This is a genomic window from Limosilactobacillus portuensis (assembly GCF_028607025.1).
Lineage (GTDB): Bacteria > Bacillota > Bacilli > Lactobacillales > Lactobacillaceae > Limosilactobacillus > Limosilactobacillus portuensis.
Genome location: NZ_CP117296.1, coordinates 1,002,417 through 1,019,189, shown reverse-complemented (window position 1 = coordinate 1,019,189; position 16,773 = coordinate 1,002,417). Strand labels below are relative to the sequence as shown.

Sequence of the window (16,773 nt, the reverse complement as noted above, 5' to 3'; positions counted from 1 at the left end):
GCTTTCGGGAAATGTTTAGGAACGGGTTAAAATAAGTTATAATTTGTTTAAGATTAAATTGATGGAGTGATTAAGAGAATGCAGCTACCAAGTGCATTTAAAACTAAGTATCAGCAACTATTGGGAAATGAAGCCTCGGCATTTTTAGCAGCGTTGAATGAACAAAGTTTTAGTGGTTTCCGGGTTAATCCGCTGAAGGATGCCTTGCCACAAGAGACAATTAGTCAAGCTGAAGGGAAAGTACCGTACGTCCCTACTGGATATTATGGTCAAGTTAATGGAAAGTCCCTGGATCATGTTACTGGTTGGGTATATAGTCAGGAGCCTTCTGCAATGTACGTAGGGGAAGTGGTTAATCCACAACCAGGAGAGCGGGTTCTCGACCTCTGCGCAGCGCCAGGAGGGAAATCAACCCACCTCATTTCCTTAATGAAGGATCAAGGACTATTGGTCGCTAATGAGATCTTTCGGAAGCGGGCATTGATTTTAGCGGAAAATTTGGAACGATGGGGCACACGTAATACAGTAGTGATGAATGAAAGTCCAGAGAAGCTAGAAAAGCAGTTCCCTAAGTTTTTTGACCGGATATTAATCGATGCTCCATGTTCTGGCGAGGGGATGTTTAGAAAAGAGCCAGCTGGAATTGAATATTGGAATTCAGATTATCCAGCAGAATGTGCTAATCGGCAGCGTAAAATTATTGCTTCAGCGATTAGAATGCTAAAACCGGGTGGTATTTTAGTTTATTCAACTTGTACATTTGCTCCTGAAGAAGACGAACAAAATGCTAATTGGATTCTTGAAAACTATCCCGCGATGCAAATGGAAGAAGTTAAAGCATTTCCGGGGATGGATCATGGGCGTCCTGAATGGGCAGACGGTAATCCGGAATTAGCAAAGGCAATTCGTCTTTTTCCTCATCATATCAAGGGCGAGGGACACTTTATTGCTAAGTTCCGTTATGGTACGCCTGTTGCTGAAAAGCCCTTACGAAAGAGGCGGCGAAAGAAAAAGCACGCAAGTTCATATTCCCTGACTAGGGATCAGCAAGAACTATTTAATGATTTTCGGGATACGGTTATTCCTGACTACCAACCTACTAGATTAGTCTTGTTTGGTGAACAACTATATGATTTGCCAGTCGGGATTGATAAAATTGATGATCTCAATATACTTCGGCCGGGGTTACATCTTGGGACATTTAAGAAACGACGATTTGAACCATCGTTAGCATTAGCGCTAGCGTTAAAACCGACTGAAGTTAAGGAAACGCTCGAATTGAGTGAAGAGCAGTGGCGGCAATATGTTCACGGTGATACGATCACAATTGATAAAGAGTTAGCTAGTGGCTGGTACTTGCTAGTTTGTAATAATCATTCCTGTGGGTTTGGAAAATTAGTACAAAGGACGGTAAAAAACTTCTATCCAAAGGGGTTAAGATTTTAGAGGAGTTAGATAAAATGAAAGAAAAACAAGCATTTCATGTTAACGGTTATTTGGGGTTATTAATAGCAATTCTTGGTGGATTAGTCGGTCTTTGGCTTATATATAGCGGCTTTCGTTTTGGTCACCTGCTAAGCATGATAGTAGGGATCGTGTTAGTAGTCCTTATCCTAGTCCTTTCGAGTAGTTTAACGATTATTCAACCAAATGAAGCCAAGGCATTAACGTTCTTTGGTAATTACATTGGGACAATTCGGGATGCGGGACTATTTATGACCGTACCGTTTACTGATAAAGAACCGGTTTCTCTTCGGGTTCGGAACTTTAATAGTCAAATCCTCAAGGTTAATGATTCAAAGGGGAATCCGGTTGAAATTGCTGCGGTAATTGTTTTTAAAGTAGTCGATACCGCTAAGGCTCTCTTTTCGGTTGATGATTATGAACAATTTGTTCAAATTCAAAGTGAGTCAGCTATTCGTCACGTTGCTAGTGAATATCCTTACGATACATTTGAAAACGAGGATGCATTGACTTTGCGAAGTAATCCGACCGAGGTATCTAACCGGTTAGCAAGTGAATTACAGGAACGGCTAAATGTTGCCGGAGTGAAAATTGTTGAAACTCGGTTGACTCACCTTGCTTATGCAACCGAAATTGCTAGTGCGATGCTGCAAAAGCAACAATCATCAGCGATCTTATCTGCCCGCAAGATTATTGTTGAGGGAGCTGTATCAATTACTGAGGATGCAATTGATCGCTTGGCAAAGGAAGCAGATCTAGAATTAACGGACGAACAACGTTTACAAATTATTAATAACATTATGGTGGCGATCATTAGTGAACGGGGAACGCAACCAGTAATTAATACCGGAACACAACAATAAGTGGAGTTAATAAGCGCATGTTATATCTAACAATTTTAATGACCGAGCGGGTCGGCTTTGTTATTATTTGTGCTTTCCTCTTGGTTAATATTCCAGCGTTTCGTCGTTGTCTCTTTGCTCAAACACTTACGGCAAAGCTCCAGTTAGTGGTAATCTTCTCTTTATTTGCGATTATGGCGAATATTACGGGAATTGAAATTGACCCGGCTAATGAGCTGCATAATAAAGTTTTACTAACGGCCGTTTCTCATGACTATTCGGTTGTCAATGCCAGAATTCTTGCTGTAACTACGGCGGGAATTATTGGTGGACCATGGGTTGGTGGTTCGGTTGGTTTGATCGCTGGACTTCACCGGGCGTTTCAAGCTGGCTTTGCTAGTGAAGCTTGGTTTTATATCCCAAGTTCAACACTGATTGGATTGTTGTCTGGCTATTTGTATAAGGATAAAAATAGTTCGTTTACGGTAATGACGTCATGGCGAAGTTTTATTGTTGGTTTATCGATGGAATCAATTCAGATGATTTTCGTCTTCCTGTTTAGTCCAACGGGATGGTTATTGGTTCGTTACATTGCGGTTCCAATGATTTTAATCAGTTCGTTAGGGACATCAATTTTCATTTCAATTATTACAATGTATCTTCGTCAGGAAGAAGAAACTCGAGCTACGCAAACTCACTCGGTACTGAAGTTAACTAACCAGACGCTACCCTATTTTCGTAACGGTCTTAATGTTAAATCAGCCCAGCAAGTAGTTCGCATTATCAAAAAATACACAAACTTTGATGCAATTAGTATTACTGATCGGAACACGATCCTTGCTCATATTGGTGCAGGGAGTGATCACCATATTTCGGGGGAAACGATGGTGACAACGCTCTCTGAATCAGTAATTCAGAGTGGCCAGGTAAAAGTTGCACGGAATGCTGAGGAGATTGGCTGTTCGCAAATTGACTGTCCCTTACAGGCAGCAATTGTTGTCCCGTTGCGAGTTGCGGATAGAGTGGCCGGAACTTTAAAAATGTATTATACCGATAGTTGGAAGCTAACGCCGGTTGAAATTCAGCTGGCAACCGGTTTAGGCGGAATCTTTGCTAACCAGATTGCTTTAGGGGATGCTGAAATGCAGGCCCGATTGGTTCGTGATGCCGAAATTAAATCGCTACAGGCACAGGTTAATCCGCACTTCTTCTTTAATGCGATTAATACGATTAGTGCAATGATGCGACGAGACAGTGATAAGGCGCGTCAATTGCTTCTGCAGTTAAGTACCTATTTCCGCTCAAATTTAATTGGTGCTCGAGAGACGCAAATTACCCTAGCTCAAGAACGTCAACAGGTTAATGCTTACCTTAGTTTGGAAATGACTCGTTTTCCAGGAAAATACGATGTTCAACTACATACGACCGTTAGTGATGATGTTTTACTACCCCCATTTACAATTCAGGTTTTGGTGGAAAACGCATTAAAGCACGCGTTTGGGGAACGGAAAATCGGTAATTACGTGATCATTGATGTCTATCAGCAAAAAGACCGGTTAATAATTACGGTCAAAGATAATGGTCAGGGAATCTCACCAGACTTGATAAAGCGTCTCGGCCAACAGGCAGTCCCGTCTAAGCATGGTTCAGGGACTGCGTTGCATAATTTGAACCAGCGATTAATCGGGTTGTATGACAAGAAAAGCGGCCTTCACTTTACCAGTAGTAATCAGGGGACAACAGTCAGTATCTCCATTCCATTTACCAAAAAGGGAGGACAAGTAAATGAAAGTCTTAATTGTGGATGATGAACCGTTAGCACGTGACGAGCTTAGCTACCTATTAGAACAAAATGACCTGATTGACGAAATAAATGAGGCTGATGGAATTAATTCTGCTCGCGAAGAAGTGGCAAATAATCGGCCGGATTTAATCTTCTTGGATATTCAGTTGGATGATGGTAGTGGGATGGCATTTGCCAAGAGCTTGAAGAAAAAGGGAAATTGTCCCTACATTGTTTTTGCCACTGCTTATGACCAATATGCATTAGATGCCTTTGAGGCGGACGCAATCGATTATGTTTTGAAGCCTTTTGAAGCAGAGCGGATTAATGATGCCGTCAAACGGGTCGTTAGACTAATGGATAACCAGAATGGCAGTCGGGGAGCAACTGTTCAACAAAGAAATCCGCGAATTTCACTAACTAATGATGAACGAACAATTGTCATTCAGAAGCGAAATATTCTTTATATTCAAGCACAAGCGGGGAAAGCTATTGTTCATACCGAAGATCAGGAGATCGTTAGTAAGCAAACTCTCAATAGTATTATTAATTTGTTAGATCCTAACAGGTTTATTCGGGTTCACCGCAGTTTTGTTGTTAACCTGAATAAGGTTCATGAACTGCAACCAAGTTTTAATCATACTTATGAACTAACCCTTGATGATGGGAGTAAAGTTCCTGTGAGCCGGTCATTTGTTGCTACCACCAAGAAGGCATTAGGAGTATAGTTAGCAAATTAAATTCCTGCGATTATACTTTAATAGTTTTAGAATATTAAAAAATAAGAAACGGGGCAGAAAAATATTTTGTTTTTCTGCCCCGTTTCCTGTTAATCATTCGATCAGTAATGTACAAAGTAGATGGAAGATAGTAAAACAGCCGTTATAACAGTAAATTAGAAAAGAATTAGTAAAGGATTAATGGTTAAAGATCGATTGATATAGTAACTAATTGTAAATAAATTAACAATCTCGAGGGCATTTCATCTATTGGTTAGGGCATCTCATCCTTAAATATGGCTATTTAAGTGTGAAATTCAACACAAATAGTAAAAAAAGTGTAAATTAAATAACTGAAGAGGCACTGTGAAAACGGTACCGAACAAAATTTATTTTTATTTCTGTGGGAGGGAATAAGTTATGGAAAAGGACAAACAACCTAAGGATTCCAACATTTATGTTCAAATGGGAATCTTTGCTGCTATTTTATTTGTTTCTCAATTGATCTCTGATCTTTTTCCAAAGAGCTTTGTTGTACCAACTCCTTTAATTGGTATGGTATTGCTTTACATTCTGTTGGCTACTCATATTGTTAAGCTTCACCAAGTTGCTAAGTTTGGTGACTTTATGATCGGACTAATTGCATTCCTGTTCGTTCCATCAGGTATTCAATTAGCTGCTCACCTTGACATCATGAAGAAGGAAGGACTTCAAGACGTTATCGTAATTATTATTGCTACGATTATCATTCTTGTTGTTATTGCCTACGTTGGTGCCCTTGTTATGAGCATTCACCACAAGATCACTGGTACTAAAGAAGACTAGGGAGGCACAATAATTATGGCTAATACGATTGTTACAAATCTAGCATTACCATTTACTGGTATCTTCATTTCATTGATTGTTTACCTAATTGGTATGTGGTTAACAAAGATTAGTAATGGATTCTTCCTTTTTAACCCATTACTTGTTGGGATGGTACTTGGTATCGTTGTCTTAGCAATTTGGGCTAAGGGCACTGGTTCCACTACCGCTGCTGTTTACAAGAAGTTCTACCTTCCTGGTGGTAACATGATTTTCTGGTTCTTGAACCCAGCTACTATGGCCTTCGCTATTCCAGTTTACCGTGTTAACAACATTTTCAAGAAGTACTGGTTCGATATTATCGTAATCTGCTTCGTTGGTGGATTTATTTCATTGTTCCTTATCAACCTTGTATGTAAGTTATTCGGTCTTTCTGCCGCTTCAACTGCATCAATGTTGCCACAAGCCGCAACTACTGCTGTTGCCATGCCAATTGCTGCTGGTGTTCATGGTGTTCCAGCCGTTACTGCAATGGCATGTATCCTTAACGCCGTTGTTATCTATGCTTTGGCCGAATTCCTTATTAAGGTTCTTGGTTTGAAGAAGATTTCAGCTGTTGCTACTGGTTTAGGTTTAGGTTCTGCAGGGCACACCGTTGGTTCTGTTAAGGCTCTTTCACTTGGTGAAGTTCAAGGTGCCATGGCTGGTGTTTCTGTTCTGATTATTTCATTAGCAATGGATATCTTGGTTCCAATCTACGCCCACTTATTCATGTAATTTAATTTATCATTAAGGAGAAACTGAATTATGTCAAAAAATCATCAAAAAGTTGTTCTTGTTGGTGACGGACAAGTTGGTTCAGCTTATGCTTATGCATTAGTTCAACAAGGGTTGGCTGAGGAATTAGAAATTGTTAACTTGTCAAAGGAACAAGCTGAAGGTGACGCCCTCGATTTAGAAGACGCAACTGTTTTCACTGCCCCAAAGCAAGTTTATCAAGCTGATTACGATGCTTGTGCAGATGCAGACCTAGTTGTAATTTGTGCTGGGGCTGCCCAAAAGCCAGGTGAAACTCGCCTTGACTTAGTTGGAAAGAACCTTGAAATCATGAAGCAAATTACGGAGAGTATTATGGCTACTGGTTTCGACGGAATTCTTTTACTTGCAACAAACCCAGTTGATGTTTTAACTTATGCAGTTCAAAAGATTTCAGGATTACCTGCTAGCCGGGTTATTTCATCCGGTACTTCGCTTGATTCAGCACGTTTACGTGTTGCGTTAGCAAAGAAGTTGGGAGTTAGTCCACTTGATATTAGTGCTAATGTGATGGCAGAACACGGTGATTCAGAATTTGCTGCATATTCTAGTGCAACAGTTGGTGGGAAGCCACTTCTTCAAATCTGTGAAGAACAAGGCATCAGTAATGATGAATTGCTAAAGATTGAAGATGACGTACGTCACAAGGCTTACGAAATCATCAACCGCAAAGGCTTTACTGCATATGGTGTTGCAACTTGCTTAATGAGAATTACGCGGGCAATTCTACGGGATGAAAATGCTGTATTACCAGTTGGTGCTTACATTGATGGTGAATATGGTATTAAGGATAACTATCTTGGAACTCCAGCTGTTATTAATGCATCTGGTATTTCGAAGGTTATCGAAGTTCCATTAAATGAACGTGAAAGTGAAGCAATGACTAAGTCAGCTGAAGCTTTGAAGAAAATTGCTACTGACGGGATGACTAAGGTTGGTTTAGTTAATTACCTGATTAAGTAGTAATAAAAAAGATGTGATGAAAAATTCATCACATCTTTTTCTTTTTAAAGAATTGCTTTAAGCTCGGTTAAACGGTGGATTTCAAAGGTAGGCTTTAAGCGGGTTGAATTATGCAATGAATGGGGGTTAAACCAGACTGTATCAAGATGAGCGTTAATGCCGCCTTGAATATCAGAACTTAATGAATCTCCAATCATTAAAGTGTTATTACGGTGACCGTTAATGTGTTGAAGCACAAAATCGAACATTTCTTTGTTCGGCTTTTGAAGTCCAATCACTTGTGAAATAAAAATATCATCAAAATATTGAAGTAATTTAGCATCCTTCAGTCGCTGATCTTGCACTATCTTTTGCCCATTGGTAACGGCATATACGTGGTAGTTATTTTGCTTTAGGTACTCCATTACCGTTCGCGTTCCGGAAACAAGTTGATGATTGTTACTGAGGTATTTAAGGTAGGTTTGAATTGTCTCTCTACCAGGAACATTTAGCTGGTGGTAAGCCTTAAAATAGTCGGCAAAGAGGTGTTCCATAAGTTGATCCCAGGTGAGTTCATTTCGTTCAAACCGTTGCCACATCCCGACATTATAATTTTGAAATGTTTGTTTAACGGTTGGTGTTAATTTCAGGTTAAAATCACTAAAGAGTTGTTTTAAGGCGTGGCTTTCGGCAGCTCCATAATCTAATAGTGTATCGTCAAGGTCAAAAAGAATGTTTTGATACGCTGTCATTCGATAATCACCATCCTTAAATTAAATCACGTTGTTGAGCATATTCGAGTTCTTCACCGTGTAAGACAAAATTAGTTGATGGTAACTCGTTAAATGATTTACAACCGAGAAGGGCGAGCAGTCGTGGAAGGGCCATTTGCCAATTAGTAATTTCTTTATCAAGCGCATCAATCCCATCACGAATGAGAATATTAAGAAAATAGCCAGCAACACCAACAGCATTAGCACCAAGAATCCCCGCTTTAATAACGTCTAGCGGGGAACAGATCCCGCCAGAAGCAATAATTTGGGTATCCTTAGTCCGTGCTTCACGAGCCTCCAACATTGATTCTAATGTTGTTTGCCCCCAATAATCGAGAAAACTAAAATCTGCTGTATGATTCCGTCGATCTTCGATTGCAGCAAAGTTAGTTCCACCGCGGCCACTAACGTTAATTATGGAAACACCGATTGATTGCAGCTGGTTAATTGTCGAACTATCCATACCAAAACCAACTTCCTTAACAATAACCGGAATATTAAGGTGGCTAACCAGAGATTCAATATTAGTTAGCCAGTGGAAGTCACGATCACCGTCATCCATAATTAATTCTTGGGTAGTATTAATGTGGAGTTCAAGGGCATCGGCATCTAGCAAATCAATCACCGCTCTTGCCTGTTCTAAATTGGCTTTGGCACTTAGGTTAGCAATAACAATTCCGTCCGGATTAATATCACGGACAATTTTAAAGCTCTTTTTAGCAGTTGGATCATGAAAGATAATACTTGCTGAGCCAAGTGCCATTGCAAGGTGGTGCTTTTTGGCAATCATTGCAAGTCCTTGATTAATCTTAAATGCATTTTGACTGCCACCGGTCATTGCCTCAATGAAAAAGGGAACCGCCAGCCTTAAATTTCCACAGTTAGTAACGGGGTTCACCTGTTCAAGACTAATTTCTGGAAGACTTTTGTGGATGATCTGCATACTGTTAAATGAATTAGTATGGACCTGGTTATAAAGCTTAGTTGCTAACGAAAGGTGCTCATTTTTTCGTTGGGCATGACTTGATTCCATAGTTTTTCTCCTTAAATAACTTTCTGAATTAAAATTACGGTACTTTGATTATTAAAATTAACTAAAAGAGTGTGACTTTTGAATCATGATCGATCAATTATCACACTCTTTTATCATTAACTATTATTTTTTGATGAGGTGGTGCTTGATCTCACCCTTAACATTTTCGATAAAGTGAACTGAAAGGGGGAGTTGTTCAATTTTATTAGCCGTCCACTTCTTCAATACCTGTTTGAAGTTACTATCACGATCGATAGCAACGATTCCACAATCACCACCACCAGCACCGGATGTCTTTGCTGCTCCGCCAAAATCTTCAGCAATTTGACAGAGTTTATTTAGGACGGGGGTCTCGATATGAACACCAGAGTTCGTACCGAGTTGCTTTAACAATTCCCGGTTATACCGGATCTCATTTTTAATTGATTCCAAATCAGCATTATGGAAACCTTCAACCATTCGCTGAATGCAGTGCTTACTATCTTCCAAAAACTGTCGGTACTCTTTTTGTTGCCGAGCCTTGAATAGGGAAATCTTATCGACTAATTGCGAAGTCGATGCCGGCTTCCCAGTCCACCCAATAAGAAGCTGAAGGTTGCTTGGCGCTTTCAAGGATTCAATCTTGAGATCGGGCCATGGTAGATCAACGAGGGTTCTTAAATCGAGATATTTTCGTTGCTGAGCAAGCCATTGACGGTCAAATGAATGGTAGGCGATCCAACCGCCATAAACGGAAGCCGCCACATCTCCCAGTGATCCATTTCCTTGAACTTCAAAGTGAGCAATTGCAGCTAATTTGAAGATTTCATCCTTAGTAACTGGCAAGTTATAGAAATGGCAAAGGGCTTTTACTGTGGCAACCGTGACGGCAGCCGAAGAACCAAGACCATATTTCTTCCCTGAGTCGCTATCCAGCTGACTGTCAATATGGAGATCGAATATCCGCAATTCACGAGCAAAACTACGGGCGTATTCTTCAGTTACCTTAATTGCGGACAAGATATAAGAAAACGGGTTATCACGATTATCAACAACCATTTGTTCCCCAAGGCGATACCACTGTAAGGCATTATTATGGTATTGTCGGCTAATAATTTTACCAACTTCTGCAGCACTTTCTTCAATTGAACAAGTGACAAATTGATCCAATGCTACTAAAATCGCCGGATAACCATTTTCCACAACAGCGTATTCACCAGCAATATAAAGTTTGCCAGGTGCTTTTTCAGTAATCAATTTTACATAACCTCTCAATCAAATCCTATTTATCGATAATTTTTACTCCTGGTCCAGGCTGCGAAATAATTAACCTTTGTTTACTGAAAAGGTTCCCCAAATATTGAACAATTTTTTCGCGATCTTTTTGATTGTAAATCACTTTAACATTTGGACCAGCATCCATAGTATAGTAACAACTCACCCCGTGTGAACGCAAGTCATTAATTGCTTGAATTGCGCGGATCGTGTCACCATTAAAATAAGTATATCCTGGATCAGCAGAAAGAGTCAGGGCGTGCATTCGGAGAGCATTTTCTTCAGCAATGTGGCCAATCTGATCAATATTCTTATCTGAGATAGCTTTTTTCATTGCAACCATGTCCTGAGCAACAACTTTTCGCCAAGCGGGGTAATAAGGTGAAGACTCAACACTTGACTGCATTCCCTGACGACTTGAAATTTTTTTCTTGGTGGTATTGATTAGGATTGCCATCATTTCAATTCCAAAATCAACTTTTTCCATGATCGGTTCAGCAAAGGAAGATTGATCATCAGTTCCCCGATGCCACTCAACAAGGCCACCATAAATGGAACGTGTAGCAGAACCTGAGCCACGACGAGCAAGGCGAGAAAGGGAACGCCGGTCAAGGTTTAGTCCAGCTGCCTTACTAGCTGCAGTTGCAAGAGCGGCAAATGCGGAAGCGGAAGACGCTAACCCTGCAGATATTGGTACGTGATTAGTGGAAACCACTTTAGCATAATTATGGCTGCCGCTAATTTGCCGAATAATATCGAGAAAGTCCTTAACTTTTTTGGCAGAGCGGCCAGTGATCGGTTGACCATCAATTTCAATGTCATCTGCTGTTAGGTCATCTCTGAATTCAACTCCTGTATCAGCGTAAAATTCATTTAACGTTAGTGAAAGGCTATCTGTTTGCGGAATGATCAGCTTTTGATCTTTTTTCCCCCAGTACTTAACTAACGCAATATTAGTGTGTGCCCGTGCGGTGATCATTAATTTATTTCCTCCGTATCCCCAAGTAGTTGTAACCATACTTGCTTAGCACCATTATCTTTTAAAATTCCTGCTAGTTTTCTGGCACCAAGCGCAGTTCTGGTAATCGCAAACATGCAACCGCCACGGCCACCTCCCGTTAGTTTAGCTCCTAATGCGCCGTTATGATTAGCAGTAGTGATTAATCGATCCAAGTGCTCGTCACTAACATTTAGTGCAGTCAGGTCGCTTTGTGCGCTATTAAGTGCGATGCCAAGGCTCATTGCCTCATTATGACTTAAGTAATCTTTAGCTAAATTAACCAGTTTTCCCAAATGATTAATATGGCTCAATGCTGTATTATGGTTAGTTTCTAATTCATGTTTAACAGCAGTGATTGCTTCCTTAGTGGCTCCCTTAACTCCTGTATCAGCAATGACCATTGTTGCCTGTAAGTTCATTTTTAGTGGTACGCCTGCTTGACCCTTAACAAAGTAAAGTGGTGATGTTGAGCTGACAGTTGCCGCGTCTAAACCGGAAGGACTGCGGTGAGTCACTTCTTCTTCAATATCGGCAAGGTGGAGCAATTGCTTACGCTCAAGTTTTTCTTCGTATAAATCAAAAAAAGCGCGAACGATAGCGACCGCTGTAGCAGCGGATGATCCCATACCACGTTCTGCCGGCAATTGGCTTTTAATTGTCATTGTCCATTGATCGCTTTCACCGTTAAAGCGCTGCATTAATGAAGAAATTAATCGTTGAACTCCCGCCATCTTTTCGGGAAGTTGATTTAATGGTCCTTCAAAGTAGCGGCTTTTAATTTGGTGGCCGCCCTTATTCGTTAACTTAATTATTACCGTTAACGTAACATCTGGAAGCGGGAGGGCAATTGCTGGTTCACCATAGACCACGCTATGCTCACCCATTAATATTATTTTGGCATGACTGTGACCGATTCCTTGTTCTTTCACATCAAAACCTACTTTCTTCGTAAAATACCATTATTAATAATAGCGTAAAATTACTGATTTGCCAAAGGACAACGGCAATTGTTACTATAATTTAAAAAACGAATGGTGTATCATAAAAACAGAACTTTGATCGAATAAATAATGAAACATGGTGATAGTTTGTCAACAACGAAAAAACGTCGACAGAAAGCAAAAAAGTCACGTGGACCAATATATTCGGTTGTTGATCTGGAAACGACCGGGACAAGTGTTAATCATGGTGACCGCATTATCCAGATCGGCTGTGTACTTGTTCAAGATGGCGAAGTCATTAATCATTTTGAAACCAAAATTAATCCGCGAGTAGCAGTTCCGCGGCAGATTACCCAATTAACGGGAATTAAAAATAATGATGTACGGGATGCACCGTTATTTGAAGATGTTGCTGGGACACTATACAGTCTTCTTAGTGGCACTATTTTTGTGGCGCATAATGTTAATTTTGATTTTCCGTTTTTGAATGCTGAGTTAGAACGTGCTGGTTACCCTCCGTTATCAATTAAGGCCATTGATACGGTAACGCTAAGTCAAATATTAATGCCGACTGCAAAGAGCTACCGCTTGCGAGATCTGACAAGTTCATTATCAATTGAGCATGATCATCCTCACAGCGCGGTTTCTGACGCAGAAGCAACTGCTCATTTACTAGTAGACTTAATGAAGCAGTTACGAGAATTGCCGACGCTACCCCTTGAAAAGCTTGTTGAACTTAAATTGAACCTACCTCAACAAACGACAATGATTTTGGAACAGGAGTTAGAGCGGCGGGGTGCTAATCCATTGCCATTAGCTGATAGTCTATATGTTAGTCACGGAATTGTTCTCCACAAGGTTCGTCCGGCAACAAGTTTAGGAGAGGTAGCCAATGTCCGCTATCCATCAACAAAGCGGGCAAAGATTAAGTTGTATGGAGACTTACTGGAATTTCGTCCTACCCAATCAAAGATGATGAATAGTATTTATAATAATTATACTCATGATGAACCTAAATCGATGATTGTAGAGGCTGGAACCGGAACAGGGAAGACATTAGGGTACCTTCTTCCCTTAGCCTATGCAGCGTATCCAGATAAAAAAATTGTTATCAGCACGGCAACTAATCTTTTGCAACAACAAATCGCACAACGGACAATGAAGCAATTGAACAAACTCTTACCATTTGAATTAAATGGGGTAGTAATTAAGGGCAATTCACATTACCTAGATCTGGCCAAGTTTGTTCATTCTTTAAGTATTATTGAAGATTCTGACTATATTCAGTTAATTAAGGCAAAAATTCTTGTCTGGCTGCTGGGGACTACCAGTGGTGATCTTGATGAATTGAACTTAAACGCGCAACGTTCACCGTATTTTGCTGAAATTCGTCACCAAGGTGTTAAAACCCTGCGCGAAGATAATGAGTTTTATAAAGATGACTTCCTAATCCGCAGGCAAAAGCAATTGCATACTGCAAATGTAATTATTACGAACCATGCCTACTTAGTTGCGCATGCGCAAGAATTAGGGGATGGTACTAGACGACCATACTTAGTTGTTGATGAGGCTCAGCACTTAAGTGAAAGTATCCTCCGCCGTTCACGACAAACGCTTGATTTTCAAAACATTAGAACTGCGATCCACGTGTTGGAGAATTTAGTTAGCGATAATCAGGAACGAAACCTTGCAAATATTTTTGAAGAACACGCGTTAGGGACATACAATGTTGAACTGTTAAGGGATGATTTACGTTCGCTTAGTGAAGCTACAGATGCTTTTCAACAAGCGTTGTACCGCCAATTTATGCTTAACGTTCAGGGAAATAATAGTAATGAATTAATTGAACAGCCGTTGGATAATCAACAACTATTCTCACTATTAACACCAAGTAATAAGCCGATCATGCAGCTTGAGCAGGCATTAGCAAGTGTTCAACTTCATTTTATGGCTCTCCGGCACCTTTTTGAACAGCAGGCTGACCGATGGTTATTTAGTGATCGGTACTTAATGAGTCAGTTTCAGAGCCAGTGGATGGTTCTTGCTGATGCAGATAATAAGCTTCACCAATTTATTGAAACCCTTGAGGAACGTGGTGAATCCGCTGCTTTTTGGCTTACCGTTCAGCAGTCGACTGAGCACAGTTCAATGCAGCTTAGCGGTGGCCTTTTGACGGTTAATCACTTCTTAACAGAGAACGTTTACCCATATTTTGCGCAACCATTATTTGTTGGTGCAACACTGTTCACCTCCAGTCGGTCTAACTATTTGTATGAACAGTTAGATTTAGAAAAAGCTCGGACATTACAAAAGCGCTTTGCTTCACCGTTTAACTATGCGGAACAAGCAGAGTTGCTGATTGCTAAGGATGCACCCATTCCAAACCAAACTAATAATGAGGAATATACTCGTTATTTGGCACAGACAATTTATCAATTATGTAAAAATAACCAATGCCAAACAATGATTCTCTTCAATTCGTTAGTAACAATTGAGCAGGTTTATAGTCAGCTTAAGGAAACCGACTTATTTGATCAGCGGGACATTTTGGCTCAAGGAATTACTGGCCGTCGAGAAAAATTATTAAAGCAGTTTGCAAGCGGGACAAGTTCGATCTTGTTAGGCGCATCTAGTTTTTGGGAGGGAATTGACCTTCCTAAATCATCTTTAGAACTACTGATCATAACTAGATTGCCCTTTGATTCTCCAAATGAAATCATGACGCGTGCACATAATAATTTACTGAAACATGAAGGGAAAAATCCATTCTACCATGCAGCCCTTCCTAAGGCAACCATGAGACTTCAGCAGGGAATTGGCCGACTATTACGAACACCAGATGATTTTGGAGTAGGTATTATCCTTGATTCGCGAATCAGCACCCGGCGTTACGGAAGTTCAATGCTTAAGAATCTTCCTAAAGATTTGCCGATAAAGGAATTATCGACTGTTGAGCTAGTAGAAAATGCCAAAAAATTTTTAAAAAAGCACCGGACAAATAACGAAAAGTAAGAATTTCTGGTATAATTTCTAAGATTAATAATTTTTTAAAGAGGGGAAGTTACATGCAAAGTCGTCGTGAGGTCCAGCGTGATAAGCAACACCGTTCTACTGGACAAACGATTCGTAATCTTTTGATTGTCATTGTTGCAATTATTGTTATTGTGGGGATCTTTTACCTTATCAGTAACCAGCCACGTTCGGCAGCCAGACGACAAACCGTTTCAATTGCAAAAAAGTATGCCCACCTCAAGGATCCAGGGAGTTTTTATATTTATAATCGGGAGAATACTTATTACACCATTGCCGGAAGAAATAATCAAAATCAACCAATTTTAGTGGTTGTTTCTCAGCATGGTGACAATGTTCGAGTATTGAAGCAGAGTAGTGGCTTAACAGCACAGCAGGTAATCCAGCAAGTTCGACAGGATCATCACCCGCAAAAAGTATTAAAAGCTGCTCCAGGAGTCTTTAATGATAAAGTAGTTTGGGAAGTTACTTATCGTAACCAAAAAGGACAATTATGCTATGATCTGATTAACTTCAAAACAGGTAAGGTTGTTCAGACAATTAATAATTTGTAGTTCGTGAAGATAGGGGGACGATTTATTATCGTTACGCCCTTATCTTTTTTGGTTAATTTTTGTTAAGGGGGTTCATGATGACAGAAACTAATTCACTAGTCCGATATCTTAAAGCCGGGGAAACTTCCATCAGTAACATCCTTCTCCATCATTATCATGAATTGGGGATGTCAACGGCCCAATTGGTTGTTTATCTCGAATTTAAGTCTTATCTTGATCGGGGCGTGATTGATCCTGATATTCGCCAGATTGCCCGACACTTGCAAACGGATGAAAATCAAGTTTTTGATCTTCTTCACCAAATGATGAGTAATAAACTAGTAGTTCAGCAGATGCGTAAGTTGGATGATGGTAAGGAAGATGCCTTTTGGGACTTCACACCACTGATAAATAAACTTAGTGCGTTTAACGAGCAGGAAGCTACTGAACAAGTTAATACTAGTACCGGTAATTTGCGGAAAGAAACGTTCAACAAAATTGAGGCAGAAGTCGGTCGACCATTGTCACCAATGGAAATGCAAATTGTCAATGATTGGATTGATCGTGATCATTACAAAACTGCAATTATTGATCTTGCACTGAGACAGGCGGTAATGAATAATGCACTAAGCCTCCAGTACATGGACCGCATCTTAAGAAACTGGTCCAGGCAAGGGTTGAAGTCGGTTCATGATGTTCAGGAGCATGAACGTCAATTTGAAGAACGAAAGGCAAATTATTCACACCAGGATGCCAGAAAAATTCAGGGTCCTAAGATTCCAATTTTTAACCTTAACTCGCAGACAAAAAAGAATTAATTTACAGGAAGAAGGGTGCTT

Annotated in this window: 15 protein-coding genes; 10 read left to right on the top strand and 5 right to left on the bottom strand. The window is 40.2% G+C overall.

Features of this window, described 5'->3' with window-relative positions; all coding sequences use genetic code 11:
- The first annotated feature begins 78 nt into the window (after positions 1–78).
- The 7 genes from PRK60_RS05130 (at position 79) to PRK60_RS05100 (ending at position 7,391) form a co-directional block, all read left to right on the top strand.
- Positions 79–1,446, top strand: a complete 1,368-nt coding sequence (locus PRK60_RS05130) for an RsmF rRNA methyltransferase first C-terminal domain-containing protein (RefSeq protein WP_102168702.1) — start codon at positions 79–81, stop codon at positions 1,444–1,446.
- 14 nt (positions 1,447–1,460) lie between these two features.
- Positions 1,461–2,327 (top strand): SPFH domain-containing protein, encoded by an 867-nt coding sequence (locus PRK60_RS05125; protein ID WP_102168701.1) that lies wholly within the window; start codon positions 1,461–1,463, stop codon positions 2,325–2,327.
- Positions 2,328–2,344: 17 nt separating this feature from the next.
- Positions 2,345–4,114, top strand: a complete 1,770-nt coding sequence (locus tag PRK60_RS05120) for a sensor histidine kinase (protein ID WP_273645718.1) — start codon at positions 2,345–2,347, stop codon at positions 4,112–4,114.
- A complete protein-coding gene (locus PRK60_RS05115; RefSeq protein WP_273645717.1) occupies positions 4,092–4,817 on the top strand; it encodes a LytR/AlgR family response regulator transcription factor in 726 nt (241 codons plus the stop codon). The genes PRK60_RS05120 and PRK60_RS05115 overlap by 23 nt, the downstream gene beginning before the upstream one ends.
- Before the next feature lie 411 nt (positions 4,818–5,228).
- Complete coding sequence (locus tag PRK60_RS05110) at positions 5,229–5,633, top strand: CidA/LrgA family protein (protein WP_003716951.1); 405 nt, start codon at positions 5,229–5,231, stop codon at positions 5,631–5,633.
- 15 nt (positions 5,634–5,648) lie between these two features.
- On the top strand, positions 5,649–6,389 hold the full coding sequence (locus PRK60_RS05105) for an LrgB family protein (protein WP_182581543.1): 741 nt from the start codon (positions 5,649–5,651) through the stop codon (positions 6,387–6,389).
- Positions 6,390–6,419: 30 nt separating this feature from the next.
- Positions 6,420–7,391: an L-lactate dehydrogenase gene (locus PRK60_RS05100; protein WP_273645716.1), complete on the top strand. Its 972-nt coding sequence runs from the start codon at positions 6,420–6,422 to the stop codon at positions 7,389–7,391.
- Between the two features lie 44 nt (positions 7,392–7,435).
- On the opposite strand, the gene PRK60_RS05095 is transcribed toward PRK60_RS05100, so the two are convergent.
- The 5 genes from PRK60_RS05095 to mvk form a co-directional block, all read right to left on the bottom strand.
- Positions 7,436–8,122: a YjjG family noncanonical pyrimidine nucleotidase gene (locus tag PRK60_RS05095; RefSeq protein WP_102168696.1), complete on the bottom strand. Its 687-nt coding sequence runs from the start codon at positions 8,120–8,122 to the stop codon at positions 7,436–7,438.
- 16 nt (positions 8,123–8,138) lie between these two features.
- Entirely contained in the window at positions 8,139–9,176 is a 1,038-nt protein-coding gene (fni, locus tag PRK60_RS05090; protein ID WP_102168695.1) for a type 2 isopentenyl-diphosphate Delta-isomerase, read from the bottom strand.
- A gap of 123 nt (positions 9,177–9,299) precedes the next feature.
- Positions 9,300–10,412: a phosphomevalonate kinase gene (locus PRK60_RS05085; protein ID WP_102168694.1), complete on the bottom strand. Its 1,113-nt coding sequence runs from the start codon at positions 10,410–10,412 to the stop codon at positions 9,300–9,302.
- A gap of 25 nt (positions 10,413–10,437) precedes the next feature.
- Positions 10,438–11,409, bottom strand: coding sequence for a diphosphomevalonate decarboxylase (gene mvaD / locus PRK60_RS05080; protein ID WP_102168693.1), 972 nt, complete (start codon positions 11,407–11,409; stop codon positions 10,438–10,440).
- Positions 11,409–12,314 (bottom strand): mevalonate kinase, encoded by a 906-nt coding sequence (gene mvk / locus PRK60_RS05075; RefSeq protein WP_273646436.1) that lies wholly within the window; start codon positions 12,312–12,314, stop codon positions 11,409–11,411. The genes mvaD and mvk overlap by 1 nt, the downstream gene beginning before the upstream one ends.
- Before the next feature lie 204 nt (positions 12,315–12,518).
- Here mvk and PRK60_RS05070 point away from each other — a divergent pair, with 204 nt between their 5' ends.
- From PRK60_RS05070 to PRK60_RS05060, 3 genes are all read left to right on the top strand, one after another.
- Complete coding sequence (locus PRK60_RS05070) at positions 12,519–15,383, top strand: helicase C-terminal domain-containing protein (RefSeq protein WP_392391055.1); 2,865 nt, start codon at positions 12,519–12,521, stop codon at positions 15,381–15,383.
- 53 nt (positions 15,384–15,436) lie between these two features.
- Complete coding sequence (locus PRK60_RS05065) at positions 15,437–15,955, top strand: cell wall elongation regulator TseB-like domain-containing protein (protein ID WP_273645714.1); 519 nt, start codon at positions 15,437–15,439, stop codon at positions 15,953–15,955.
- Between the two features lie 77 nt (positions 15,956–16,032).
- Positions 16,033–16,752, top strand: coding sequence for a DnaD domain-containing protein (locus PRK60_RS05060; protein WP_102168690.1), 720 nt, complete (start codon positions 16,033–16,035; stop codon positions 16,750–16,752).
- Positions 16,753–16,773 lie beyond the last annotated feature (21 nt).

Coding starts and splice junctions, on each gene's coding strand:
- PRK60_RS05095 (WP_102168696.1), bottom strand. CDS start 8,122: ATGACAGCGTATCAAAACATTCTTTTTGACCTTGACGATACACTATTA.
- PRK60_RS05115 (WP_273645717.1), top strand. CDS start 4,092: ATGAAAGTCTTAATTGTGGATGATGAACCGTTAGCACGTGACGAGCTT.
- PRK60_RS05120 (WP_273645718.1), top strand. CDS start 2,345: ATGTTATATCTAACAATTTTAATGACCGAGCGGGTCGGCTTTGTTATT.
- PRK60_RS05105 (WP_182581543.1), top strand. CDS start 5,649: ATGGCTAATACGATTGTTACAAATCTAGCATTACCATTTACTGGTATC.
- PRK60_RS05060 (WP_102168690.1), top strand. CDS start 16,033: ATGACAGAAACTAATTCACTAGTCCGATATCTTAAAGCCGGGGAAACT.
- PRK60_RS05100 (WP_273645716.1), top strand. CDS start 6,420: ATGTCAAAAAATCATCAAAAAGTTGTTCTTGTTGGTGACGGACAAGTT.
- PRK60_RS05130 (WP_102168702.1), top strand. CDS start 79: ATGCAGCTACCAAGTGCATTTAAAACTAAGTATCAGCAACTATTGGGA.
- fni (WP_102168695.1), bottom strand. CDS start 9,176: ATGGAATCAAGTCATGCCCAACGAAAAAATGAGCACCTTTCGTTAGCA.
- PRK60_RS05065 (WP_273645714.1), top strand. CDS start 15,437: ATGCAAAGTCGTCGTGAGGTCCAGCGTGATAAGCAACACCGTTCTACT.
- mvk (WP_273646436.1), bottom strand. CDS start 12,314: ATGGGTGAGCATAGCGTGGTCTATGGTGAACCAGCAATTGCCCTCCCG.
- PRK60_RS05110 (WP_003716951.1), top strand. CDS start 5,229: ATGGAAAAGGACAAACAACCTAAGGATTCCAACATTTATGTTCAAATG.
- mvaD (WP_102168693.1), bottom strand. CDS start 11,409: ATGATCACCGCACGGGCACACACTAATATTGCGTTAGTTAAGTACTGG.
- PRK60_RS05125 (WP_102168701.1), top strand. CDS start 1,461: ATGAAAGAAAAACAAGCATTTCATGTTAACGGTTATTTGGGGTTATTA.